General features: G+C 65.6%; 21 protein-coding genes. 16 read left to right on the forward strand and 5 right to left on the reverse strand.

Annotated elements, in window-relative coordinates:
- Positions 1–299: 299 nt before the first annotated feature.
- Together AC07S4_RS19170 and AC07S4_RS19175 are read left to right on the forward strand one after the other, a co-directional pair.
- Entirely contained in the window at positions 300–578 is a 279-nt protein-coding gene (locus tag AC07S4_RS19170; protein ID WP_494988163.1) for a hypothetical protein, read from the forward strand.
- 74 nt (positions 579–652) lie between these two features.
- Complete coding sequence (locus AC07S4_RS19175; protein WP_494988164.1) at positions 653–961, forward strand: hypothetical protein; 309 nt, start codon at positions 653–655, stop codon at positions 959–961.
- Positions 962–1,504: 543 nt separating this feature from the next.
- Here AC07S4_RS19175 and AC07S4_RS19180 read toward each other — a convergent pair.
- Together AC07S4_RS19180 and AC07S4_RS19185 are read right to left on the reverse strand one after the other, a co-directional pair.
- Complete coding sequence (locus tag AC07S4_RS19180; RefSeq protein ID WP_494988165.1) at positions 1,505–2,773, reverse strand: D-amino acid dehydrogenase; 1,269 nt, start codon at positions 2,771–2,773, stop codon at positions 1,505–1,507.
- Between the two features lie 108 nt (positions 2,774–2,881).
- The gene (locus AC07S4_RS19185; RefSeq protein WP_494988166.1) at positions 2,882–4,228 is read right to left on the reverse strand and encodes a serine hydrolase domain-containing protein; all 1,347 of its coding nucleotides are present in this window, start codon (positions 4,226–4,228) and stop codon (positions 2,882–2,884) included.
- Positions 4,229–4,408: 180 nt separating this feature from the next.
- On the opposite strand from AC07S4_RS19185, the gene AC07S4_RS19190 reads away from it, so the two are divergent.
- From AC07S4_RS19190 to AC07S4_RS19235, 10 genes are all read left to right on the forward strand, one after another.
- Entirely contained in the window at positions 4,409–5,152 is a 744-nt protein-coding gene (locus AC07S4_RS19190; RefSeq protein ID WP_161070351.1) for a GntR family transcriptional regulator, read from the forward strand.
- Between the two features lie 106 nt (positions 5,153–5,258).
- Positions 5,259–6,140, forward strand: a complete 882-nt coding sequence (locus AC07S4_RS19195) for an N-acetylmuramic acid 6-phosphate etherase (RefSeq protein ID WP_494988260.1) — start codon at positions 5,259–5,261, stop codon at positions 6,138–6,140.
- A gap of 21 nt (positions 6,141–6,161) precedes the next feature.
- Complete coding sequence (locus tag AC07S4_RS19200; protein WP_494988167.1) at positions 6,162–7,427, forward strand: MFS transporter; 1,266 nt, start codon at positions 6,162–6,164, stop codon at positions 7,425–7,427.
- A gap of 40 nt (positions 7,428–7,467) precedes the next feature.
- On the forward strand, positions 7,468–9,153 hold the full coding sequence (locus tag AC07S4_RS19205) for a glycoside hydrolase family 10-like protein (RefSeq protein WP_494988168.1): 1,686 nt from the start codon (positions 7,468–7,470) through the stop codon (positions 9,151–9,153).
- A 66-nt stretch (positions 9,154–9,219) separates the two neighbouring features.
- Positions 9,220–10,137, forward strand: coding sequence for an N-acetylglucosamine kinase (locus AC07S4_RS19210; protein ID WP_494988169.1), 918 nt, complete (start codon positions 9,220–9,222; stop codon positions 10,135–10,137).
- 33 nt (positions 10,138–10,170) lie between these two features.
- Positions 10,171–11,031: an N-acetylmuramoyl-L-alanine amidase gene (locus AC07S4_RS19215; RefSeq protein ID WP_494988170.1), complete on the forward strand. Its 861-nt coding sequence runs from the start codon at positions 10,171–10,173 to the stop codon at positions 11,029–11,031.
- 98 nt (positions 11,032–11,129) lie between these two features.
- Positions 11,130–12,032 carry a LysR family transcriptional regulator gene (locus AC07S4_RS19220; protein ID WP_494988171.1) on the forward strand — a complete coding sequence of 301 codons (903 nt, stop codon included), beginning with the start codon at positions 11,130–11,132 and terminating at the stop codon, positions 12,030–12,032.
- A 2-nt stretch (positions 12,033–12,034) separates the two neighbouring features.
- Complete coding sequence (locus tag AC07S4_RS19225; RefSeq protein WP_494988172.1) at positions 12,035–12,643, forward strand: M15 family metallopeptidase; 609 nt, start codon at positions 12,035–12,037, stop codon at positions 12,641–12,643.
- 158 nt (positions 12,644–12,801) lie between these two features.
- Positions 12,802–13,398, forward strand: coding sequence for a PEP-CTERM sorting domain-containing protein (locus tag AC07S4_RS19230; protein ID WP_494988173.1), 597 nt, complete (start codon positions 12,802–12,804; stop codon positions 13,396–13,398).
- 163 nt (positions 13,399–13,561) lie between these two features.
- Positions 13,562–14,146 carry a hypothetical protein gene (locus tag AC07S4_RS19235; protein WP_494988174.1) on the forward strand — a complete coding sequence of 195 codons (585 nt, stop codon included), beginning with the start codon at positions 13,562–13,564 and terminating at the stop codon, positions 14,144–14,146.
- 64 nt (positions 14,147–14,210) lie between these two features.
- On the opposite strand, the gene dacB is transcribed toward AC07S4_RS19235, so the two are convergent.
- A complete protein-coding gene (dacB, locus tag AC07S4_RS19240; RefSeq protein ID WP_494988175.1) occupies positions 14,211–15,842 on the reverse strand; it encodes a D-alanyl-D-alanine carboxypeptidase/D-alanyl-D-alanine endopeptidase in 1,632 nt (543 codons plus the stop codon).
- Positions 15,843–15,846: 4 nt separating this feature from the next.
- The gene (locus AC07S4_RS19245; RefSeq protein WP_494988176.1) at positions 15,847–17,091 is read right to left on the reverse strand and encodes a nucleoside recognition domain-containing protein; all 1,245 of its coding nucleotides are present in this window, start codon (positions 17,089–17,091) and stop codon (positions 15,847–15,849) included.
- A gap of 207 nt (positions 17,092–17,298) precedes the next feature.
- Here AC07S4_RS19245 and AC07S4_RS19250 point away from each other — a divergent pair, with 207 nt between their 5' ends.
- From AC07S4_RS19250 to AC07S4_RS19265, 4 genes are all read left to right on the forward strand, one after another.
- Complete coding sequence (locus tag AC07S4_RS19250; RefSeq protein ID WP_494988177.1) at positions 17,299–19,095, forward strand: ABC transporter substrate-binding protein; 1,797 nt, start codon at positions 17,299–17,301, stop codon at positions 19,093–19,095.
- A 215-nt stretch (positions 19,096–19,310) separates the two neighbouring features.
- Positions 19,311–22,010 carry a TonB-dependent receptor gene (locus tag AC07S4_RS19255; RefSeq protein ID WP_494988178.1) on the forward strand — a complete coding sequence of 900 codons (2,700 nt, stop codon included), beginning with the start codon at positions 19,311–19,313 and terminating at the stop codon, positions 22,008–22,010.
- A gap of 10 nt (positions 22,011–22,020) precedes the next feature.
- Positions 22,021–23,133: a S66 peptidase family protein gene (locus AC07S4_RS19260; RefSeq protein ID WP_494988179.1), complete on the forward strand. Its 1,113-nt coding sequence runs from the start codon at positions 22,021–22,023 to the stop codon at positions 23,131–23,133.
- Positions 23,134–23,185: 52 nt separating this feature from the next.
- Positions 23,186–24,103 (forward strand): YihY/virulence factor BrkB family protein, encoded by a 918-nt coding sequence (locus tag AC07S4_RS19265; protein WP_494988180.1) that lies wholly within the window; start codon positions 23,186–23,188, stop codon positions 24,101–24,103.
- On the opposite strand, the gene AC07S4_RS19270 is transcribed toward AC07S4_RS19265, so the two are convergent.
- Positions 24,084–25,385, reverse strand: coding sequence for an ATP-binding protein (locus AC07S4_RS19270; RefSeq protein ID WP_494988181.1), 1,302 nt, complete (start codon positions 25,383–25,385; stop codon positions 24,084–24,086). The genes AC07S4_RS19265 and AC07S4_RS19270 overlap by 20 nt on opposite strands.
- Positions 25,386–25,419 lie beyond the last annotated feature (34 nt).

Below are 25,419 nucleotides of genomic sequence, written 5' to 3' on the forward strand. Positions count from 1 at the left end.
ACCGGGTGATCGCGCGTCTGTTTTGCTCCGCCGCCGTCGTCGGAGAACGGCGCCAGCAATCCAAGGTCTGAATCAGCTGCGAAACGCTGCGTGGACACATCGCCTAATTTAGCTGCAGATGCGGGATGAGCTTCCGCATCGTGTCGACCTGATGAGCAGCGCACCACCGGAGAACGGGGCATGCAGGCCGAAACGATCCCCCTTTCGTTGCCACTCAAAAAAATGTTGACGGCGAAAACTTAATTTAGTAAATTAAATTACGGGCTTCTGATTAACTTTTTTTGAGGTAAAACTGCATTATGGGCATCAAAACCGACGCAGCACTCGCTGCCATTCAAGACGCGTTGGTCGAACAAAACGGTGAGCTGAAACAGCACGCCGACCGTCTCGACCAACTCGAAAAAATCGTCCAGGCACAAGCGCGCGACATCGCGAGTTTGGAAGGCAGCATACAAAACCTGCGCGATCAATCCATCAAATCAGCGGTATCCCGTGGAGTTCCGACCAAGGTCGTTGCTCAAGCACACGGTCTGTCGCCTGGCCGCGTTTCGCAGATTGCACCACGCAAGGCCAACTGACCGAAGCTCGCTAAAAAGCGACAGAGGCGGTCGGAATTTTCAATCACATGCCAACATCAATGAAAGGACAATACATGTCTACGAGCAACGACGAAGAGTTCAACAGAGCCATACCGATTTTGAAGGTAGCCTTCGACATAGGGATGGCGCAAGGGTGGGCGAAAGGTCACGATGTCGGCTTTGCTAAGGGCCTTCAGGCTGGCCAAGCGTTGGGACTGATCGAGGGAATCAACACGATGACGCCTGCGGTCTCTGACGGCCTGCGCCATGGTTCACCTGTATGCGGCCAAGTAATGCAAAGCCTTAAAAAGCTGGGCCTCGACACTGGCGACGAGAGCGACGACGACAACCAGGACGATGATGGTGCGGAAATAGACGAATGACGAGCCGGCGCGGTTCGCTGCGCACCACAACCCGCTGTTACCTAACATCGCCGTTCCGGCAAACCACGAGCCAAGGAAATTCGTCATCGCCTGGCCAGCCCCTTCAGGACTATCCGAAGGTTTTTTTTTTTTGGTTCATCCCGGTAATCCGCGATGAACCTTTTTTTTGACCTCCCCCAACTGGAAAACCCGCTCGTCCGTGCGGTCGTCCTGTGCCAGGCCAAACAGCGTCAACCTTGTTCGCTGATGCACGCCAAGGCGGCGTAGCGGCAGCAACGCACCCTCGCCCCTTACTTGCCCAAGGTGGCGGGGTCGCGCCATACAGCCACACGGTCCGCATGCCAGTGATGAGGCATTTCCTGCCCTGCTAGTGTTGCAGGCTTGTTGCCGCGCACCGGAAAAACTCAGTAGTGAAGCTCGCAGCAAATAGCCTCGCCCTCCGTTTTTCTTGGCTAGACGCCGCGTGGCCGAGTGTATGCCTACCAGGATTTTCTGCACATTCTCGATGAGGGTACCAACGCCGCATAGCTCCCGGTGAGGGTATCAGGCGGTCAGCGTCAGGCCGTCGAGGGCGAAGGGGGTGGATTTGCCGCGCATCAGGTCGGCCAGCAGGGTGGCCGTGCCGCAGGCGAAGGTGAAGCCGAGCGGGCCGTGGCCCACGTTCAGCCACAAATTCGGATAGCGCGTGGCGCCGATGATGGGTGAACTGTTGGGCGTGGCGGGACGCAGGCCGGCCCAGGCTTCGGCGCGGCTGTAGTCGGCCGCCGTCGGCATGGCGGCGCGCGCCAGGCGTTTCAGGCCGGCCACGCGGTCCTGGTCCAGGCTGGTGTCCTCGCCCACCATGTCCACCATGGCGGCGATGCGCAGGCTGCCGCCGATGCGCGCGTACAGCACTTTGCGTTCGAAGTCCGTCACGCTGATTTCCGGCGCGCAGTCCTGCTCGCGGATCGGCGCGGTCAGGCTGTAGCCTTTCAGCGGGTACAGCGGCAGGTAGATGCCTGCGCTGGCGGCCAGGTCGCGGCTCTGGATGCCGGCGGCCAGCACGAACTGGTCCGCCGAAATCCAGCCTTCGCTGGTGTCGATCGCGGAGATGCGGCCGTTTTCGGCGAAGATGCCGCGCGCTTCGGCGTGGATCACGCCCTGGAAGCGCGGATGCGCGCGCAGGCGCTGCTCCAGCGCCAGGCAGAAGGCGTGGCAGTCGGCCACCGCTTCGCCCTTGTTGTAGATGCCGCCGGCCAGCTGCGGGCTCAGCTCGGCCAGCGCCGGTTCCATGCGCGCGGTGTCGGCCGCCGTCAGCACCTGGCGGTTGCCTTCGGCATCCGGACGCGCGACGGCGGCGTCGAAGATCTTTTTGGAGCGGTACACCACCAGCTTGCCCGCGTCGCGCCAGTCGAATTCGGACAGCGGCAGCACCAGTTCCAGCTGCGCCATGGCGTTGCGGCTCAGTTCGCCCAGCTCCAGCAGCTTGGCCGTGGTGCGGCGGTTGCTGGCGGCGTTGCAGTTGGCCAGGAAGCTGGCCAGCCAGCGCCATTGGCGCAGGTCCGCTTCGGGGCGGAAGCGCAGCGGGCCGTCCTGCTGGAACAGCCATTGCACCGCTTTCAGCGGCACGCCGGCGTCCGCCAGCGGGGCGACGTAGCGGTAGCTGAGCTGCCCGCCGTTGCGGTAGCTCGAGGCGCTGCCCATGGTGGGCGCGCGTTCCAGCAGCGTGACGCGGTAGCCGGCTTCCAGCAGCCACCAGGCGGATGCCAGCCCCACCACGCCGCCGCCGATGACCACTACCTGCTGTGCGTCTTGCTGTGTACCTTGCTGCATCTGGAGAACCGTTTAATTTAGATGTTTCAAAGTGTGGCGGCAGGCACTGCTTCTAGCCAATGAATCGTCATGCGCAGGCCATAACCTTGGGTGATGCGCTGTGCCGCGCTAGTCGCTGCGGCCCAGTACGGCGCGCCGGTACAGCGCCGTCAATATCATTTCCTCGGAGCGCACCAGCGCCGAATAGCGGCCCGGATACTGTTCCGGGTCGGTGCCGAAGCCGCCTATCAGCGACACCAGGCCGTTGCGGCCGGCCAGGTCGACCGCGAAGGTGGACACCAGGCCGTAGGCTTCGCCCAGGTGGCCCACGGCGCTGAAGCCGCCGCCCTGCACCAGGCGGTTGCCGGCGCCCGGCGTGTCGGCGAAGCGCTGCGCGCCCAGGCCCCAGCTGTGGTACAGGCCGCGCAGCGTGTCGCCGTTGCCGCCGCCGTTTTCCTTGTAGGTCCACTGTTCGCTGAACATCAGTTTAATGGTCTCGGGCTTGAGTATCTGCTTGCCCTCGTGCGTGCCGCCGTTAATCAGCATCAGCATGATCTTGCCCATGTCCGGCGCCGAGATGCGCATGCCGCCGGTGGGGCTGAACAGCGTGGCGTTGCTGCCGATTACGTAGCTGGCGATGCCCGCCGGTGCGGCCGGCGCCACCACGCCGTAGTTGTCCACCTGGGCGATCCACGGCCCGGCCGGATTCCAGATTTCGGTGTCGGTGGTGCGCTTGCGGTACAGCGTGGCCGTGTCCGCCACTTCGGCGGGCGAGAATTCGGAGGTGTTGTAGCCGCCGCGCAAACCCATCGGCGCCAGCAGCAGGCGCTTCATCAGGCGGTCGAAGCGCTCGCCGCTCACGCGTTCCATGATGGTGCCGATCACGCCCCAGTTCAGGTTGCAGTAGGTGAAGTAGGTCCCGGGCGCGGCGTTCTTGCCCTGCGCCCACATGGCGCCGGCGCCGTATTTGCCGCCGCCGGGCTGCAGCACGTCGGCCAGCCTGGTGTCCGTGCCCCAGGAATAGCCGGCGTCGTCGCGCAGCGAAGAGGTGTGGCTCAGCAGGTGGCGCAGCGTGATGGCGCTGCCGGGCGCGTTCGGATTGCGCAGAGGAAAGCCCAGGTAGGCGGACACGTCGGCATCGAGATCAAGCTTGCCTTCCTCCACCAGCTTCATCAGGCCGAAGGTGGTCATCATCTTGGAGATGGAGGCAATGCGGAACATGGTGGCGGCCGTCACGGGCGCGGTCACGCCGGTGCCCGCCGTGTCGATGCGGCGCAGGCCGAACTGCTGCTGGTAGGCCACCTTGCCGTCGCGGATGGCCAGCACCGACAGGCCGGACAGCGGGTGCTGCGCGTCGTTGACGACGGCGGCCAGCTCGCGGTCCAGCTGCACGGAGGCCGGGGCCTCGGCCATGGCCTGCATCATCCCGCTTCCCATCAGTGCCCATCCCAGCAGTGCGCGCATGCCCAGTTTCATTGCCTGTCCCTCGTTGCATAGTTGTTTGAATGAGCATACGGGCGCCGGATAGCCGCGCCTAATGAAATCGTTTCATTCGCGCATAACTTGGCGCTATGCGTTGCCGGTATATTTTCATGCAACCAAAAATGAGCGCAAATTGGCCCTGGCTATTACACTAGACGCCTTAGGAGATACCATATGAGCCAGACCAGCGTTGAATTTCAAGCGGATGCAAAGGACAATTCGCCGCTGTATATGCAGATTGCACGTAAATTGAGCGACGATGTGCGCAACGGGCGCTATCAGGTCGACCAGGCGCTGCCGTCCGAACGCACGCTGTCCGAATTGCTGAACGTGTCCCGCGTGACTGCCCGCAAGGCCATCGACCAGCTGGTCGACCAGGGCCTGGTGGTGCGCCGCCGTGGGTCGGGCAACTATATTGCCCCGCGCATCGAACAGCCGCTGTCCAATCTCACCAGTTTTTCGGAGCAGCTGCAGCAGCGCGGCTACAAACCGGGCTCGCGCTGGCTCAAGCGCGCCATCGTCAGCGCCAGCGCGGACGAGCAGATGAGCCTGGCCCTTTCGCCGAACAGCAAGGTGGCGCGCCTGGAGCGCTTGCGCCTGGCCGACGACGTGGTGATGGCCTACGAGGTCAGCGTGCTGCCGCAAAGCGTGGTGCCGCGCCCGGAAGCGATAGGCGACTCCCTGTATGAATTCCTGGACGCCTCCGGCAAGGCGCCGGCCCGCGCGCTGCAGCACATCCGCGCCATGAACGCCTCGGGCGAACTGGCGCGCCAGCTGGACGTGCCGGAAGGCCAGGCCGTGCTGTTCATTACCCGCATCGCCTACCTGGAATCCGGCGAAGCGGTGGAGCTGACCCATTCCTATTGCCGCAGCGACCACTACGATTTCGTGGCCGAAATGCGCCGCTCGCCGGTCTAAGCGCCAGCATAACTTTAAGGCATGCCAGCGCATCGAGCTTTCATGGGAAGGGTGTGCAGTTTTGGTATTACACTGGTCTCATCGTATCACCCACAGACAGATGACGATGTTAAAAACCGAAACCCCTAGCCAGCAGCATGCGCAGCTGGACCAATACCTGGACATCGACCTGGTATCCGCCTTCGTTGAAGACCAGTTCAACGCCGTGCGCGCCGTGCAAGCGGCCGCCCCCCGCATCGCCGCCGCCGTCGCCGCCGCCGTGCCGCGCATGCAGGCCGGCGGACGCCTGATCTACGCGGGCGCCGGCACCTCGGGCCGCCTCGGCGTGCTCGACAGCGTGGAGCTGCACCCCACCTTCTCCTGGCCCAACGAGCGCGCGCTGGCCCTGCTGGCCGGCGGCAACGGCGCCATGTTCAAGGCCGTGGAAGGCGCCGAGGACGACCGTGCGCAAGGCGCCGCCGACCTGCTGGCGCTGGCCCCCGGCCCCAACGACGTGGTCTTCCTGCTGGCCGCCTCGGGCGGCACGCCCTACGTGTTGGGCGCGCTGCATGCGGCGCGCGAAGCCGGCGCGCTGACGGTGGGCCTGGCCAACAACGCGGACGCGCCGGTGGCGCTGGAAGCCGAAATCGGCATCACCCTGGACACCGGCGAGGAAGTCATTTCCGGCAGTACGCGCCTGAAGGCGGGGACTTCGCAGAAGATCGCGCTCAATACCATCTCCAGCGCCTTGATGGTGCGCCTGCACAAGGTCTACGGCAACCTGATGGTAGACTTGAAGCCCACCAACGCCAAGCTGGTGCAGCGCTCCGTGCGCCTGACCATGCACGCCACCGGCGTGGATGAAGCCGCCGCCCGCGCCACGCTGGAGCAGTGCAACTTCCACGTCAAGGTCGCCATCGTGGCGCTGCTCAACCGGCAGACGGTGGACCAGGCGCGCGCCGCGCTGGATCTGGCCGAAGGCAGTGTGAGGGCGGCGCTAAAGCAATAACACGAGACATCAAAGGACGGAATGAAAGACGCGCTTCAACGTAGCCCCTGGTGGTGGATCCCCAGTTTGTACTTCGGCCAGGGCATTCCGTATGTCGTAGTGATGACGCTGTCGGTGGCGATGTACAAGAACACCGGCATTTCCAATACGGATATTGCGCTCTACACCGGCTGGCTGTACCTGCCCTGGGTGATCAAGCCGCTGTGGTCGCCCGTGGTGGAGCTGCTGGGCACCAAGCGCAAATGGATCATCGCGCTGCAGCTGGTCATCGGCGCGGCGCTGGCCGGGGTGGCCCTCACCACCAAACTGCCCGATTTCTTCCGCGCCAGCCTGGCCGTGCTGTGGCTGATGGCCTTCAGTTCGGCCACGCACGACATCGCGGCCGACGGCTTCTACATGCTGGGCTTGCGCCAGCAGCAGCAGGCCGCCTTCGTCGGCGTGCGCTCCACCTTCTACCGCCTGGCCATGATCGCCGGACAGGGCGGCCTGCTGTGGCTGGCCGGCCAGCTGACCGACTCGCTGGGCGACCCGCACGTGGCCTGGTCCATCGTGCTGTTCGTGCTGGCGGCCATGTTCGGCGTGCTGGGCGTGTACCACTTCTTCCTGCTGCCCAAGCCCGCCGCCGACGTGCGCGCGCCGGCCGGCGGCGACCTGTTCCGCGACTTCTTCGCCACCTTCGCCGCCTTCTTCCGCAAGGAGGGCATCGCCATCACGCTGGGCTTTCTGCTGCTGTTCCGCCTGGGCGAAGCGCAGCTGCTCAAGCTGGCCGTGCCCTTCCTGCTGGACCCGCTGGACAAGGGCGGCCTGGGCCTGAGCAACCAGGAAGTGGGCCTGGTGTACGGCACCATAGGCATCGTCGCGCTGACGCTGGGCGGCCTGGCCGGCGGCGTGGTGATCTCGCGCTTCGGGCTCAAGCGCTGCCTGTGGCCGATGGCGTTTGCCGTGCACCTGCCGGACCTGGTGTTCGTCTACCTGTCCAGCGCGCTGCCGGAAAACATCTACCTGATTTCGGTGGCCATGGCGGTCGAGCAGTTCGGCTACGGCTTCGGCTTCACTTCCTACATGCTGTACATGATCATGGTGGCGGACGGCCCGCACAAGACCGCGCACTACGCCATCTGCACCGGCTTCATGGCGCTGGGCATGATGCTGCCGCAAATGGCCAGCGGCTGGATCCAGCAGCAGCTGGGCTACCAGCACTTCTTCATGTGGGTGTGCCTGGCGACGATACCGGCATTTATCATGACCGCGCTGATCAAGGTGGACCCGTCCTTCGGCAAGGACTGACATTACAATACCGCGCACTAATTGAATCGAGGATACGGACTTGGCTTTTAACCCGAAAAAGCGGCAGACCCTGGCCGCCGGCGCAGCAGCGGCAGTGGCCGCCTTCCTGGCCGCCTGCACCACCACGCCGCTCACGCCTGCGCCGGACAGCGGCCCGATGGCGCCAGCCGCGCCCGGCGCCGCGCCTGGTTTGACCGGACCGGTGCCGCCGCCCGCGCCGCGCGAGTTCCGCGCCGCCTGGGTGTCCACCGTCGCCAATATCGACTGGCCCAGCCGCACCGGCCTGCCGGTGGCCAGGCAGCAGGCCGAAGCCATCGCCATACTGGACCGCGCCAGCGCGCTGAACCTGAACGCCATCGTGCTGCAGGTGCGCCCGAGCGCGGACGCGATCTACCCGTCCGAACTGGAGCCGTGGAGCGAATACCTGAGCGGCCAGCAGGGCAAGGCGCCCTCGCCCATGTACGATCCGCTCAAATTCTGGATCGACCAGGCGCACGCGCGCGGCCTGGAGCTGCACGCCTGGTTCAACCCCTACCGTGCGCGCCACGCCACCGCCAAGTCCGCCAACTCGCGCGACCACATTTCCATGACCAAGCCGCAGACGGTGAAAACCTACGGCCGCTACCAGTGGATGGACCCGGGCGAGGCCGAGGCGTCCAGGCACACGCTGGACGTGATCCTGGACGTGGTGAAGCGCTACGACATCGACGGCGTGCACATCGACGACTATTTCTATCCCTACCCGATCGAAGCGCCGGGCGCGGCGGGCGAAGCGGCCGCGCTGGAAGCCGGCGCGCCGGGTGCGAATGGCAACGCGCCGCGTCCCGAGCTGGACTTCCCCGACCAGCCCGCCTGGCAGCGCTACCTCGCCGGCGGCGGCCAGCTGGACCGCGCCTCCTGGCGCCGCCAGAACGTCAACCAGCTGATCGAGGCGATCTACACCGGCATCCACCGCGAAAAATCGTGGGTGCGCTTCGGCATCAGCCCCTTCGGCATCGGCCGCCCGGACCGCCGTCCGCCCGGCATCGTCGGCTTCAGCCAGTACGACAAGCTGTACGCGGACGCCGAGCTGTGGCTGAAAAACGGCTGGCTGGACTACCTGGCGCCCCAGCTGTACTGGCCGATAGCCGCGCCGCCGCAGGCCTTCGACGTGCTGCTCGACTACTGGCTGCGCGAAAACACGCACGGCCGCCACGTCTGGGCCGGCCTGTACACCAGCCGCATCGACGGCAGCGTGAAGTCCTTCGAGCCGGAGGAAATCGTCAAGCAGATCGGCGTCACGCGCAGCCGCGCCGGCGCCAACGGCCATGTCCATTTCAGCATTGCCGCGCTGATGCAGAACCGCAAGGGCATCAGCGACCAGCTCAAGGCGGTGAGCTACCAGAGCGCCGCCCTGGCGCCCGCCTCGCCCTGGCTGGGCTCGGAAGCGCCGGGCGCACCCAAGGTGGGCGCGCGGCGTGGTGCGGCCGGCCTGGACCTGAAGCTGAGCGCGGGCAAGAACGCCACCCTGTACGCCATCTGGGCGCGCTACGGCGAGGAGTGGCGCTTCACCGTGGCCCCGGCCGGTCGCGGCGAAGTCACGCTGGCCGACGAGGCCGGCGTGCAAGCCGGCGCGGTGGTGGTCAGCGCGGTGGACCGCCTGGGCAACGAGAGCGAACGCGTGAGTGTGAAGGCCAATGCGCAGCTCGCTGGCAGTCCCGCTGGCAGTCCCGCTGTAAATCCATAACCTGCGGGTATGGTGTGCGGCCAAGGTTTCATCAAATCGCGGCTGCTTTTCACATAAACTGTCCTGATGGCTACAACCGACAACGACACCACGCTGGGCCTGGGCATAGACGCCGGCGGCACGCAAACGCGCTGGGCGCTGGCCGACCCGGCCGGCGCCATCGTCGCCGAAGGCAGCGTGGCCGGCTTGTCGGCTTTGCAAATGGCCAACGAAGCGGGCCGCGGCGCGGTGCGCGCCACCTTTGCCGCGCTGGCCGGCGACGTGCTGGCCAGCGGCCGCCCGCAGCGCGTGTGCGCCGGGCTGACCGGCTTTGGCGGCGACAGCGAACTGCTGGCCGCGTGGCTGGCCGAGCTGCTGGGCATCGCCCCGGCCGCCGTCATTATTTCCAACGACATTGAAATCGCCTACCTGGACAGCTTCCAGCCCGGCGAAGGCTATCTGGTCTACGCCGGCACCGGCTCCATCGCCGCCTATATCGACCAGGGCGGCGAGTTCCACCGCGCCGGCGGCCGCGGCGTCACGCTGGACGACGGCGGCGGCGGCTTCTGGATCGCGCGCGAAGCGCTGCGCCGCATCTGGCGCCGCGAAGACGAGGAGCCGGGCGCCTGGCAGGATTCCGCCATGGCGCGCGCCGTGTTCGACTACGTGGGCGGCAGCGACTGGTCGTTTTCGCGCCAGTTCATCTACGGCCGCGAGCGCGGCGAAGTGGGCAAGCTGGCGCTGGCGGTGGCCGCGAGCGCCGAGCACGACCAGGCCGCCCGCCTGATCCTGCAGCAAGCCGGGCGCGAACTGGCGCGGCTGGCTGCCGCCCTGGTGTCGCGCTTCGGCGTGCGCCCGGTGGTGCTGGCCGGCCGCGCCGCCGAACTGCATCCCTTGATCGCGGAGACCATGCGCGCCACGCTGTCGCCCGAGGTGCCGCTGCGCCGCAAGACCGCCCAGGCCCATTTCGCCGCCGCCCGCATGGCGGCGCAGCCCCAGCATTGAATTCAGCTTTACTACCCGCCACCGGAGACTTCCTTGAATAAATTCCTGCTCACCATCCTGGCCGTCCTGCTGGCCGGTTGCGCGTCCGTCCCGCCGCGCCTGGACAACAGCTTGGCCGCGCGCAGCCAGAGCAGCCGCGTCAAGTTCATCGTGATCCACTACACCGTGTCCGACCTGCCGCGCTCGATCAAGATCCTCACCGAGCAGGAAGTGAGCAGTCACTATCTGCTGACCGACGAGGCCGAGCCGAAGTTCTACACCCTGGTGGACGAGTCGCGCATGTCCAACCACGCCGGCGTGAGCAGCTGGAAGACGTATAGCAACCTCAACCCCATGTCGGTCGGCATTGAAATCGTCAATTGCGGCTTCAAGGAAACGCCGGAAGGCCGTGTCTGGTGTCCCTTCACCCAGGCCCAGATCGACCAGCTGATCCCGCTGCTCAAGCAGATCGTGGCGCGCCACAATATTCCGCCGCAGAACATCCTCGGCCACAGCGACATCGCGCCGCAGCGCAAGCAGGACCCGGGTCCGCTGTTCCCCTGGCACCAACTGGCCGCCGCCGGCCTGATCACCTGGCCGGACGCGGCCCAGGTGGCGGCCCAGCGCGCCGTGTTTGAAACCCAGCTGCCGGACGTGGCCTGGTTCCAGAAGAAGCTGGCCCAGCATGGCTACGCCGTGCCGCAAACCGGCGTGCTGGACGAAGCCACCCGCAACGTGATGTTCGCCTTCCAGTCGAAATACCGTCCGGCCCGTTTCGACGGCAACCCGGACGCCGAGTCGGCCGCCATCCTGGAAGTGCTGGCGCCGACGGCCTCGCCCAAGCCGGTGGCCCCTGTGGCACCGGCCATGCCCGCCGCGCCGGCTACTACCGTCCAGCCTGCCGAAGTGCGCTAAGCTGCCATCTGTAATGCCATTGCGCCGCACCCTGCTTTCCCCTATCCTGCACGGATTCCGCAGGGAAGGCCCTGCGGCGCTGGATCGAGGATAGAGCAATGCGGCTGCGCCATATAGAAGTGTTCCACGCCATCATGCAGGTTGGCACCATCAGCGGCGCGGCCCAGGTGCTGCACATCTCGCAGCCCGCCGTGACCAAGGTCCTGCAGCACTGCGAGTTGCAGCTGGGCATGCCGCTGTTCGAGCGCGTGCGCGGCAAGCTGTATCCCAAGCCGGAAGCGCACCGCCTGTTCGCCGAAACCGAAAAACTGAACCGCGACCTGCAAGGCATACGCCGCCTGGCGGCCAGCCTCAAGGGGCGCGCGCTGGAAACCATACGCCTGGTCTCCACGCCCACCGTGGCGCTCAGCGTGCTGCCGCTGGCCGTGAGCGCCTGGCGCCGGGAATTCCCCGGCGCGCGCTGCGAGCTGGCCACCCACCACACCAGTGAAATCGTCAACACGCTGCGCCTGGGCGAAGCGGACCTGGCCCTGTCGCTGCAGGACCCGCGCCACCCCGGCATCGTCGCCGAGCCGCTGGCGCAGGGCGTGATGACGGCGATCGCCCCGGCCGGCACCTGGAGCGCGGCCGAGTGCGCCACGCCGCTGGCCGCGCCCGGCCTGGTGGGCGAACTGATAGGCCACGCCGACAACGACCCGCTGGGCGAAATGGTGGTGGCCGCGTGCGAGGCGCAGGGCCTGCATCCGGTGTTCCACACGGTGGTGCAGACCTACCAGATCGCCCGCTCGCTGGTGGAAGCGGGCGGCGGCATGGCCGTGGTCGACCCGTTCACGGCCGCGTCCGCGTCCAGCGCGCTGGTGCAGCGCCGTCCGTGGGCGCCGGCCATCCCCGTGCAACTGTATTTATTGACGGCAGGCCACGCGCCGCTGTCGCACGGCGCGCGCCAGCTGGCCGGCTGCATCGCCACCGCCGCGCGCGCCTGTTTGGAAAAGAAAGCCTAGCAATGAAGACCATCCGCAACGAAGATGTGCCGTCCAGCCCGGACTACCGGCATCTGAGCAGCATCGCCGGCATCGCCATCGACTTGCGCTACGCCACGCCGGACAACTTTGTCGGCCGTGATTTGTACTCCCCGCACGACTGCGCCTGGCTGCACCGCGACGCGGCGGCCGCGCTGGAACTGGCCGTGGCCTGGCTGGGGGAGCGCCGTCCCGGCTGCCAGCTGCTGGTGCTCGACGCGCTGCGTCCGCAGCGGGTGCAGGAGGAATTGTGGGCCGCGCTGCAAGGCACGGAGCTGCTGATGTACCTGGCCGACCCGGCGCGCGGCTCCATCCACTCCTATGGCATGGCGGTGGACATCACCATCCTGGACGAGCAGGGCCGCGAGCTGGACATGGGCACCGGCTTCGACGATCTGACCGAGCTATCCCACCCCGCGCTGGAGCCCGCCATGCTGGCGAGCGGGGCGCTCAACGCCGGGCAGGTCGCCAACCGCGAACTGCTGCGCGGCGCCATGTTCCAGGCCGGCTTCGTCGGCATCAACAGCGAATGGTGGCACTTCGACTGCGGCGACCGCGTCCAGGTGCGCGCCAGCTTCACCCGGGTTTTGTAACGCCTGCGAACCGCCGGTTCACAATCGACTGTCGGCAAACTTTACAGTTCTTTGTGGAAATACGTTTTTTTGTCCGGTAACTATTTGATTAATAGGATATTGCCCTGTCAGGCATGGATGTTGCATATATTTAATGTACATTAACCAAGGGCAACATCATGACCATTAAATCGCTGATCGCTACCGTTGCACTGCTGGCCGCCAACGGCGCCCACGCTGGCCTTATCACCAATGGCAATTTCGAAAACGGCCTGGCCGGCTGGAGCACCACCGGCAACGTTGTCGCCACCAGCATTGCCGCGTCCGGAAACTACTTCGGCGCGGGCAGCATCGCCGCCGACGGCAGTTACCTGGCGGTGTTCAACAGCGGCGACGGCCCCACCAACGGCCGTCTGATGCAGACCTTTGCCACCGTAGCCGGGCAGACCTATCGCTGGGAGTTCGACTACGGCGTGACCGCAGGCGGCGCACAAGGTATGCGCGCGACCGTGCTGGGCGCCAGCAGTACCGACTTGATCAATAATGTGGTCAATGACAACACTGCCGGCCTGCTGGAGCATTTCACCTTCAATTTTGTGGCCGATGGCAGCCAGGCGACGCTGCGCTTCCAGGACCTGAACAACAACCCCACCAACAGCCAGGATGGCGTGCTGGACAATGTGGTGGTGCGCGCCGTGCCGGAACCGGCCTCGCTGGCCCTGATGGGCCTGGGCATGGTGGGCGCGATGGTGGCCCGCCGCCGCCGCAAGGCTTGAAGCGTCGTCCACGTGCCGCCATTTGATCAGGATCAAAGTATGGTCCGACGAAGCGGCAACTCCCCCCGCCCCGACTAGACTTCCAGAATGGCAGCCGCCGTGCAGTGCCTTGCGCTGCCTGGCAGCTTGCCATCGAAATCTATTGTGATGGAGGGGGGAAAACATGAAAAAATTATTTGGATTGGACCACCGTTCCTGCCTGGCCGTTGCGTTCATCGCGGCGACGGCATTGTCGGTGTCGGCGTCGGACCGGTACCGGGGGCACGACGATGACGACGCGGATGAAAGCCAGGTGAAGCGCGGCTTTGACATCGTCCCGCCGGGCGTGAAGCTGAATTTGATGGGAAAGAACCGCGCGCTGGTCGGGCTGGGCAGCTACATCGTCAACACCAGCGGCTGTATCGACTGCCACAGCCATCCGGCCTACTCGCCGGGCAGCGACCCGTTCAAGGGCGAGCCCGAGAGGATTAATGCGGAGGAATACCTGTCCGGCGGACGGCGCTTCGGCCCCACCATTACGGCCGCCAACATCACCCCGGACCACGCCGGCAAGCCGGCGGGACTGACACGAAGCGAGTTCATCCAGATGATGCGGACGGGCCACAACCCGAAAGACCCGCCCGGCACCATAGTCCAAGTCATGCCCTGGCCCGTGTTTGGCAAGAAGACCGACCGCGACCTGGCCGCGATCTATGAATTCCTGCGAGCGATTCCATCCTTGCCCGACAATACCCACCCCGGGCCATGAGTGGCAACCTCGCCGAGGACGCAAGAGCCGCCATCAAGGTATTTCGTGCGCCATGCCGGCTGGTTTATTTTCCGCTGCTTGCCACCCAGTCCAGCAGCGCGTCGATGGCTTTGCGGCCGTTGCCGTTGCCGGTCAGGTCGTGGTTGATCATGGCGACCACGATGCACAGCTCGCCGTTCGCGTCCGGCACATAGCCGGCGATGGCGACCACGTTCTTCAGCGTGCCGGTTTTCACGCGTGCGCGGGCGGCGGCGGGGCTGTCTTTCAGGCGGCGCTTCATGGTGCCGTCCACCGCCGCGATCGGCAGGCTGGTCAGGAATTCCGGCATCCATAAACTCTTTTGCGCCGCCTGCAGCAGGCCGGCCATTTGCGCCGGGCGCACGCGCTCGCTGCGCGACAGGCCGGAACCGTTTTCCAGCACCAGGCCGGTGTCGTCTATGCCGTGGCGCTGCATCCAGGCGCGGATGGTTTGTTCGGCGCGGGCTGCCGTCGGGTTGGCCGCTGCGATGATGGTGGCGGCCTCGCCGCCGCCGGGCACCATGGCGCTGCGCACGGACAGCGCGTCGGCGGGCGGCGGCGCAACGGCGTCGCTGCTCAGCGATTCGCCCGGCAGGACGGCGGGGCTGGCGACGGGCGTGCTGGACAGGCGCAGCGCGGGTATCGGACGGCTGCCCAGCAGCGGGTCGGGTTCCAGCGCGCCCAAGGTGAGGAACAGCGTGCGCGCCAGGCCGTTGTCGGACGGCTTGTTGATGTCGCGCAGCACTTCGGCCAGAGGACGCGAGACGTGCTCGGCGAGCAGGCGGGTGGCGGGCGCGGCGGTCTGCGGCGCGCCGGCCGCCGCACCGGCCGCTTCGCGCGCCGTGCCGGTGAAGGTGCCGCCCAGGCGCGCCCAGGTGCTGCGGAACAGGCGCTCGGTGTAGTCGTTGCGCTCGAGCACATTGATGACCGTGGTCTTGCTGCAATTTTTCGGGAAGGTGCCGTGCAGGCGCACGGTCAGCTTGCCGCCCTTGCGCGTATAGTCCGGCAGCTTCCAGCCGTCCTCCCACTTGGCGCAGTCGGTGTCGACCAGCGTCATGTCCGACTCAATCGCTACGCGTTCGAGCTGCGGCAGCATGCCCAGCTTGAGCTTGCTGCCGGTCGACGTCATGTCCACGCGCAGCAAATTCATGTTCAGCAGCAGCGCGTCCGGAATGATGTTGTAGTAGGCCTCGGGCGATTCGTCGAACGGCGCCACGCCCAGGTCGGTGCGGGCGGGCTGGAACAGCTGGCGGTCCAGCACCAGGTCGCCCTGGATCTTGCGGATGCCCTGGGTGCGCAGCTTCTCCAGCATGTGCACCAGCACGTCCTCATTGAAATCCGGATCGGCGCCACCGCGCAGGTAGAGGTCGCCTTGCAGCACGCCGTTCACCACCTCCGCGCCGCTGCGCAACTCGGTGCGCGCCTTGAATACCGGACCCAGCTGGTCCAGGCCCACCATGGTGGTGACCAGCTTCATGGTGGAGGCCGGCTGCATGGGGCGGTCCGGGTTGTGCGACACCAGCGGCGTGCCGCCGCGCAGCACGATGACGCCCATCGCGCTCTCGGGTATGCCGGCCGCTTGCAGCGCGCGCGCCACCGGCTCGGGCAGCTGGGCGTGGGCGCTCGGGCCGGCAGCGGCGGCGGCCAGCAGGGAAACCAGGATCAGGCGACGGAACATAAAATTATCCTTGATGGAAGAACACGTAGGACACGCCGATGGCGGTGAGCACACCGGCCAGGTCGGCAATCAGGCCGCAGGAAATAGCATAGCGCGTCTTGCGGATGCCAACCGAGCCGAAGTACAGCGCCACGATGTAGAAGGTGGTGTCGGCCGAGCCCTGGAACACGCAGGCCAGGCGGCCGACGAAGGAGTCCACGCCGTAGGTGTTCATGGCGTCTATCATCATGGCTTTCGAGCCGCTGCCGCTGAGCGGCTTCATCAGCGCGGTGGGCAGCGCCGGCACGAAGTCGGTGTTGACGCCGATGGCGCTGAAGATCCAGTTGAAGCCGCTCATGACAAAGCCGAACACGCCCGCGTTGCGGATCACGCTGATGGCCACCAGCATGCCCACCAGGTAGGGAATCACGGTCAGCGAGGTCTGGATGCCGCCCTTGGCGCCTTCGATAAAGGCCTCGTACACGTTCACCTTCTTGCGCAGCGCGCCGACGATGAAGATGGTGATCACCCCGATCAGCACGGCGTTGCTGACCACCTTGGACACGGTGGCGATCTCGGCCTTGCTCAGGTACTGCGTGAAGTACCAGATCAGCGCGGCAATGGCCGAGGTCATGCCGCCCAGCCAGGACAGCACCACGCTGTCGAACAGGTTGATGCGCTGGCGGATGGACACGGCGATAATGCCCGCCACCGTGGCCACGTAGGTCGCGATCATGCAGGGAATGAAGATGTCGGCCGCGTCCGCCGCGCCGAGGATGGAGCGCTGCGCCATGATGGCCAGCGGGATCAGCGTCAGGCCGGAGGTGTGCAGCACCAGGAACATGATCTGCGCGTTGGTCGGCTCGTCCTTGTTGGGGTTGAGCGTTTGCAGGCTTTCCATGGCCTTCAGGCCGAAAGGCGTGGCCGCGTTGTCCAGGCCCAGCAGGTTGGCGGAAAAATTCATCACCATATGGCCGTTGGCCGGGTGGTCTTTCGGCACCTCCGGGAAGATGCGCGAGAAGAAGGGCGCGATCACTTTCGCCAGCCAGCCCACCACGCCGGCCTTTTCGCCGATGTTCATAATGCCCAGCCACAGCGTCATCACGCCGGCCAGCGGCAGGGCGATGTCCATCACGCCCATCTTGGCCGAGTCGAAGGTGCCGTCGATGACTTTCTTGAAGATCTCGTTATCGCCCAGAAACAGCCACTGCGCCAGGGCGGCGGCAAAGCCCACCAAAAAGAAGCCGGACCAGATGTAATTAAGCGACATGGGCGATATTTCCGATAACAAGGTAACAGGATGATTTTGCAGGCAAAGTATAGAGCTACGGCATTATGCTGCGATGAAAGAATGCACGCCGCGCATGCAAAAAAGTTATAAGCGGCGGGTCCGATTTCATGGTCAGCCGGCCGCGCGATGCCGTATCCTGTGGCCGAACGGGGAATCACCCAGGAACAACCAGGAATGAGGATGCAGATGAGGGGTAATTGGAAAGCGGCGCTGTGCGCCGCGCTGCTGGCGCTGGCCGGCGTCAGCGGCATGGCCGGGGCCGGCGAGCCCAAGGTGCTGCACGCCTTTTTGTCCACCGGCGAAACCGGGCTGGACCCGGCCGTCGCGTCCGACATCGCCACCCTGGCCCTGCTGGAAAACCTGTACGATCCCTTGCTGCGCTACGACTACCTGGCCCGCCCCGTCAAGCTGCAGCCCAACACCCTGCGCGCCATGCCGCAGGTGGACGCCGCCGGCCTGAGCTACACCTTCCAGCTCACCCCCGGCATCCACTTCACGCCCGATCCCGCGTTCAAGGGCAAGCGGCGCGAAGTCACCGCCGAGGACTACGTCTACAGCCTCAAGCGCCTGTACGACCCCGAGCTGAAATCGCCCTGGCTGTTCCTGCTGGAAGGCAAACTGGCGGGCGACGAGGCCCTGAAAAGCAAATTCAGCTACGCCACCGCCATCCCCGGCCTGCAGGCGGTGGACAAGTACACGCTGCGCATCCGCCTGAGCGCGCCCGACCCCAATTTCCTCTACTACCTGGCCATGCCCGCCACCGCCGTGGTGGCGCGCGAAGTGGCCGAAGCCTACGGCGCGCAGATGGGCAACCACCCGGTGGGCACCGGCCCCTTCGTGGTGGGCGAATGGAAGCGCAGCGACAAGATCACGCTGCAGGCCAACCCGGACTTCCGCGCCACCGTCTTCCACGCCGGCCCCGAGGTGGCCCCCGAGTTCCGCGCCACCGCCGCCGCGCTGGAAGGCAAGCGCCTGCCGCTGGTGGACCGGATTGAAGTGAAGATCATGGAGGAGTACCAGTCGCGCGTGCTGGGCTTCCTGAACGGCGAATTCGACTATATCGAGCAAGTGCCGGAATCGATGAAGGACATGGTGCTGCGCGCCGATTCCACCGCCCCCGCGCTCAAGCCCGAGCTGGCGAAAAAAGGCATGCAGCTGTCGCCCTTCCCGGTGCTGCAGACCTACTATATGTGGATGAATATGGAAGACCCGGTCATCGGCGGCTACAGCAAGGACAAGGTGGCGCTGCGGCGCGCCATTGCGCTCAGCTACAACAGCCCGGAGGACGTGGCGCTGCTGAAGAAAGGGCTGGCGCTGCCGGCCCAGTCGCCGCTGCCGCCCAATGTGCTGGGCTATGACGCCAATTACCGCAGTCCCATCAGTTACAACCCGGCCCTGGCGCGCGCGCTGCTGGACCGCTACGGCTACCGCACCGGCAAGAACGGCTACCGCACCCTGCCCGGCGGCCAGCCGCTGCTGCTGACCATGCATTCCGAGCCGTCCATGGTGGGCCGGCTGCGCGACGAACTGTGGCGCAAGAGCTTGAACGCCATCGGCCTGCAGGTGCAGTTCAAGAGCGACAAGAAGACCGAAATCATCAAGGCTTCGCGCCTGGGCAAGGTGATGATGTTTGAAACCAACTGGATCGCCGACTTCCCCGACGGCGACAATTATCTGCAATTGTTGTACGGCCCCAACAGCGGCCGCGCGAATTATGCCCGCTTCAACCTGCCGGAGTACAACCGCCGCTACGAGCAGGCGCGCAAGCTGGGCGATACGCCGGAGCGCCGCGTGCTGTACCGCGAGATGAACCAGCTGATCCATGCTTACAACCCCTGGGTGCTGCTGACCCACCCGATTTCGGCCGATATCCAGCAACCGTGGCTAAAAAACTACAAGCGCCACCCGGTGGAGTTCACAAATTGGCGATATGTGGATGTGGACATTGCAGAGCGGAATCAGGTCACTAAAATGGCGCCCTGATTGAAAATATCTTATTCATTCCTAAAAGTTATGGTTAAGTGAGGTATTTTCATTGGATGGCGTGGAGTGCAAAGCGCTACTCTGAATTTTCAATGCGGCGCGCAAGACGCCGTGCCCGGTGCGGGCGGTCAAGAGTTTGTTTAAATAGGGAGAGTACGGTGAAGGTTAAAAAACTCGCGCAGATGATTGCGCTGATAGGTGTAGTAGGCCCTGTGATGGCTCAGGAAGCTGCCCCGCAGCAAATCCAGCGGGTGGAAATCACCGGCTCCAGCATCAAGCGCGTGGCCAAGGAAGGCGCGCTGCCAGTGCAGGTGCTGACTTACGACGCGATTGAAAAAGCCGGCATCACCGATACCGAACAGCTGCTGCGCACCATTTCGGCCAGCGGCACCGGCGCCGACAATATGACTTCCGGTAATAACGTGTTCGGCGCCGACGCCGACCGCGTGTCCGGCGGCGCTTCCTTCGCCTCGCTGCGCGGCCTCGGCCCGAACGCCACGCTGGTGCTGCTGAACGGCCGCCGCGTGGGCAACCACGGCGCCTCCGGCAAGGCGGTCGACCTGAACTCGATCCCGCTGGGCGCCATCCAGCGCGTGGAAATCCTGAAAGACGGCGCCTCGGCCATCTACGGCACCGACGCCATCGGCGGCGTGGTCAACTTCATTCTGCGCACCGACTACAAGGGCCTGGAACTGTCCACCACGCTGAACGGCACCGAGCACGGCGGCGGCATGAACCGCCGCGTCTCCGCGCTGGCCGGCCTGGGCGACCTGCAGAAGGACGGCTGGAACATCATGGCCTCCGCCACGCACGACAACAACGACAAGCTGAGCTCCAAGCAGCGCGACTTCGCCAACGGCTTCCAGCCCTCGCGCGGCCTGTCGCCGGACACCACCGGCACCCCGTTCGCCAACATCCTGACCGGGGCCGGCACCGCGCTGGGCACCGGTTTCAAAATGCCGGGCGACGCCACCACCTATCTGCAGGCTGGCCTGCTGAGCCTGCAAGGCAAGTGCGATTCCATTCCCGGCATGTCGCAGTACCAGAGCGATCTGTGGAAGGACGTCACCGCCGTCACCCGCTCCAAGTATTCCTGCGCCTACGACTACGGCGCCGACTACGTGATCAGCTTCCCGGTCGAGCGCACCAACGCCGTGTCGCGCGGCACGCTGAAGATCAACGACGACCACAAGGTCTTCTTCGAAGTGCTGGGTTCGCGCACCGAAGCGACCGCCTCGCTCACGCCGGTGCAGATTTCCACCAGCCTGGCGGCCGGCAACGCCTACCCGGTCAACGGTCCCTACTACCAGGACCTGTCGCAGTACATCCCGACCTACGACAAGACCAAGCCCATCATCTACAAATGGCGCAGCACCCCGTGGGGCGACCGTACCCAGAACAACGTGACGGAAAACTTCCGCGTGCTGCTGGCCGCCGAAGGCCAGATCATGGGCAAGTATGACTACAAGCTGGGCCTGTCGCGCGCCGAGAGCACCACCAAGACCGCGCTGGTGGACGGCTATGGCTACACCGACAAGATCTACGCAGCCCTGGGCACCGGCAAGATCAACCCGTGGCTGGCGCCCGGCCAGAGCCAGACCGCCGAAGCCATGCAGCTGATCGAGTCGACCAAGTACATCGGCGCCTTCCAGCACGGCAAAACCACCATGACCCAGCTGGACGGCTCGGTATCGGGCGAAATCTTCCAGCTGCCTACCGGCGCCGTGTCGATGGCGGCCGGCTTCGACCTGCGCAAGGAAACCTATGACTTCGGCCAGGACGTGGACGCCACCAAGATCCTGCTCTCGCCGGGCAATGCCGCACTGAGCGGCGCCTCGCGCGACGTGCGCGCCTTCTACGCCGAGATGCTGGTGCCGGTGATGAAGGACCTGGAAGTGCAGCTGGCCGTGCGCCGCGACGATTACAGCGTGATCGGCGCCACCACCAACCCGAAAGTGTCGTTCCGCTACCAGCCCACCAGCAACCTGGTGCTGCGCGGTTCGGCCAACAAGGGCTTCCTGGCGCCGAGCTTCACCCAGCTGTACGCCGGCCGCCTGTCGCAGGAACTGCCGAACGGCATTATCGACCAGGAAGGCTGCGCCAAGAATCCGGGCAATCCGCTGTTCTGCGCGATTCCGCGCCTGAACTACAACACCGGCGGCAATCCGAACCTGAAGCCGGAAACCTCCAAGCAGGGCACGCTGGGCATCGTGGTGGAACCGGTGCGCGGCTTCTCCGCCTCGCTGGACTTCTGGGCCATCAACATCCAGGACCGTATCCTGAACCGCACGCCGCAAGTGGTGCTGGCCAACTGGCAGTTCCTGCCTGAGTACATCATCCGCAACGCGGCTGGCGTGATCGACCACGTGGAAGCGGGCTGGATCAACGCGGCCGGCCTGAAAACCCGCGGCGCCGACCTGGGCCTGCAGGCCGACGGCAAAGTCGAAGGCTACAAATGGGTTGCCAAGCTGGACGGCACCTATATGAAGAGCTTCAAGTTCGCCGAGTTCGAAGGCCAGCCGTTCAAGGAGAACGTGGGCATCTTCAACAGCCGCGACATCTACCTGCGCTGGAAGCACAACGCCAGCATCAGCGTAGCCAAGGGCGACTGGAGCGCGCTGTTCACGCAGAACTTCTCCACCGGCTACAACGACCAGGTGCCGAACGGCGGCAAGGGCACGCCGCCGGCCGGCTTCGTACCGCGCGTGAAGCACTACGAGAAGTATGACCTGACGGGTACCTACACCGGCTACAAGAACGCCACCATCACGGTGGGCATCTTGAACCTGTTCGACAAGACTCCGCCGTTCACCGCGCACAACGTGGATGAAGTGGTGGGCGCGGGCTGGGATCCACGCGTGGCGGATGCGCGCGGCCGTTCCCTGTCGGTCAACCTCAAGTACAAGTTCATGTAAGTGCATAGCGGTGCCGACTAATTCCTCCCTCAGCCGGCGCCGCTTTGGCGGCCTGGTGGCTTCGGCCGCCGGGGCCGCTTTTGCCGCCGTGTCGCTCCCCGCCACGGCGGCTACCCGCCGCCCTGCTGCTCGCCAGCACCCCTCGCAAGGAAACAACGCCATGACCAAGCCGCAGCTGACCAAGCCGCCGCGCCTGGAGCCGGGCGACCTGGTCGGCATCATCGCGCCAGGCGGCCACACCAGTCCCAAGTCCATAGAAAAAGCCGTGCGCAACATCGAGTCGCTGGGCCTGCGCGTCAAGCTGGGCGAGCACATCAACGCGGTGCACGGCAACTACGGCGGCACGGTGGAGCAGCGCCTGGAAGACCTGCACGGCATGTTCGCCGACCCGCAAGTGAACGCCATTTGGGCCATCCGCGGCGGCTCCGGCTGCATTTCGCTGCTGCCCCATATCGATTACCAGCTGATACGCGCCAATCCCAAGGTGCTGATCGGCTATTCCGACATTACCGCCCTGCACCTGGCCATCAACAAGCACGCCGGGCTGGTCACCTTCCACGGGCCGGTGGCGTCGTCCACCTTCTCCGAGTACGCGGTGACGCAGCTGAAAAACGTGCTGATGACGCCGCACGAGCGCTACACCATCGCCATGTCGCAGGACAACGCCCACAAGGCCGTGGCCGAGCCGCAGTACACGGTGCGCACGGTGCACGGCGGCCAGTGCACCGGCCACCTGACCGGCGGCAACCTGTGCCTGGTCAGTGCGCTGGAAGGCACGCCGTATGCGGCCGACATCAAGGGCAGCATCCTGTTCCTGGAAGAAGTGAACGAAGCGCCCTACCGCATCGACCGCATGCTGATGCAGTTGCAGCTGAGCCAGGGCCTGAAGAACACCGCCGGCGTGATGCTGGGCATCTTCGAGAACTGCGAAAACCAGGACGACGATATTTCGCTCACGCTGAACCAGACCGTGGACCAGCATTTGCTGCCGCTGGAGCAGACCGCCGTGGCCGGCTATTCCTTCGGCCACATCCGCCACCAGTTCACCATACCCATGGGCGTGCAAGCCACGCTGGACGCGGAGCAGCAGACGCTGACCCTGCTGGAGCCGGCGGTCAGCTAGCCTGGGCCGCTGTTGCGCGCCAGCCATTGCTGCTCGTGCGTAGAATGGCCCCATGCGCATCCTCACAAGCAAGGCCGCCGCCTGGGTAGCCAGCCATCCCCTGGACTTCGCGCTGCAATGCATACGCGGCTTCCGCGCCAACCAGGGGCTGCTGCTGGCGGGCGCCGTCGCCTATTACTCCCTGCTGTCCATCGTACCGCTGCTGATGCTGGTGGTGGTGGTGCTGTCGCACTGGCTGGACCCGGCCGAACTGCTCGACACCATAGGCCATTACCTCGAATGGCTGGTGCCCGGCCAGTCGCGCGCCATCGTGGCCGAAGTGGGGCAGTTCCTGGCGCAGCGCAGCGTGATCGGCTGGCTGCTGGCGCTCACCATGCTGTTCTTCAGCTCGCTCGCCTTCACGGTGCTGGAAAACGCCATGTGCGTGATCTTCCTGCACCGGGTGGCGGTGCGGCGCCGCCATTTCCTCATCTCCGCCATCCTGCCCTACTGCTACATCCTGTCGCTGGGCATCGGGATACTGCTGGTGACCCTGGTGGCCGGCAGCCTGCAGGTGATCGGCGAGGAGGAGCTGCAGTTCCTCGGCTACCGTTGGTCGCTGCACGGCGTGTCCGGCGTGCTGCTCTACATGCTGGGCGTGATCGGCGAAGTGCTGATGCTCAGCTCGATCTACCTGGTGATGCCGGTGGGCCGCCTGTCGTATGCGCATGCGCTGATCGGCGGCGTCACCGCCGCGCTGCTGTGGGAGGCGGCGCGCCACGTGCTGGTCTGGTACTTCAGCACGCTGTCCCAGGTCAATATCGTGTACGGCTCGCTGACCACCGCCATCGTCGTCATGTTCAGCCTGGAGATCGCCGCCGCGCTGCTGCTGTTCGGCGCCCAGGTGATTTCGGAGTTCGAGCGGGTCGGGCGCAACGAGCAGGACGAGGCCGAGCGGCCGCTGCGCACCGTCAGGCCGGCAGGCAAATGACGAAGCGGGCGCCGCCCAGTTCGCTGTCCCCGGCGCGCACCGTGCCGCCGTGCAGCGCCACGGCCTTGCGCGCAATGGCCAGGCCCAGGCCGAAGCCGCCGCTGGTGCGGTCGCGGCTGCGGTCCAGCCGGTAGAAGGGCTCGAACACGCGCTCGCGTTCGGCCTCGGGTATGCCGGGTCCGTCGTCCTCCACCGCAATGACGATGGCGCCGCCTTCGCGCGCGGCGCTGAGCCGCACCTGGCCGGCGCCGTACTTGGCCGCGTTGGCGAGCAGATTCGCCACCGCGCGCATCAGCAGGCGGCTGTCGCCGTCGAGCAGGCCCAGGCTGTCGTCGCTGATGCGCAGCGCCGTGCGCGCGCTGTCCGGCTGGGCCGCCGCGCAGCTGCGCAGCGCGGGCGCCAGTTCGAAGGGCTGGCGCTGCATGGCCTGGCCGCTGTCCAGCTTGGCCATGCCGAGCAGCTCGCCGATCAGCGCGTTCAACTCCCGCAGGTCCCGCTCCATGGCGGCAATGCGCGGCTCGAGCGCCGGATCGTCCGCCGCCGCGCGCAGCAGCTCCAGGCCGAATTCCAGCCGCGCAATCGGCGTGCGCACCTCGTGCGACACTGAATGCAGCAGCGCGCGCTGCGTCTCCATCAGCTGCTCGATGCGGTCCGCCATCAAATCCATGCGTTCGGCCAGCGGGTAGATGCTGGCGCTGGCCGGCATGCGCGCGCGCGCCGACAGCTGGCCGGCGCCGAAGTCGTCCGCCACGCGCGCCAGCGCCTGCATGCCGCGCCAGTGCGCGCGCGACCACAGCGCAATCGGCACGAGCAAGGCCAGCGCCACGATGGCGTAGCGCAGCGCCTCCTGCTGCAAGGCCTGCGCGATATTGATCGGCAGGCCCTCGGCGCGCAGCACGTCCGCCTCGCTGCCGATGTAGCGCGCGCCGGCCAGGTCCACGCGGCGCAGGAAGGCCTTGTCCGCCACCCGGAACACCATGCCGCCGCGCTGCAGCAGGGCCGCCTCGGCGGACGTCAGCGCCGCGCTCGCGTCGGCCAGCGGCAGCAGTTCGTAGCGCACCGTGGACACCTCGCGCACCTTGTTCAGCCGCACCAGCCATTCATCGGCCGGGGCCTGGTCGATATAGTGCTCCAGCAGGAACACCTCGGCCGCAGCCTGGCGCCGGGCGATGTCCTCCAGCGGATCGCCGTACAGGCGGCTGATCGCGAAATAGATGGCAAAGGTCGCCGCTGTAATGGCCAGCATGACCAGCACGAAGAAGCGGAAAAACAGGCGGTTCATGGCCTTAGTTTATAAGCAATACCGCCGCGCCGTC

This window comes from Pseudoduganella sp. GW821-FHT05F09 (assembly GCF_059419605.1).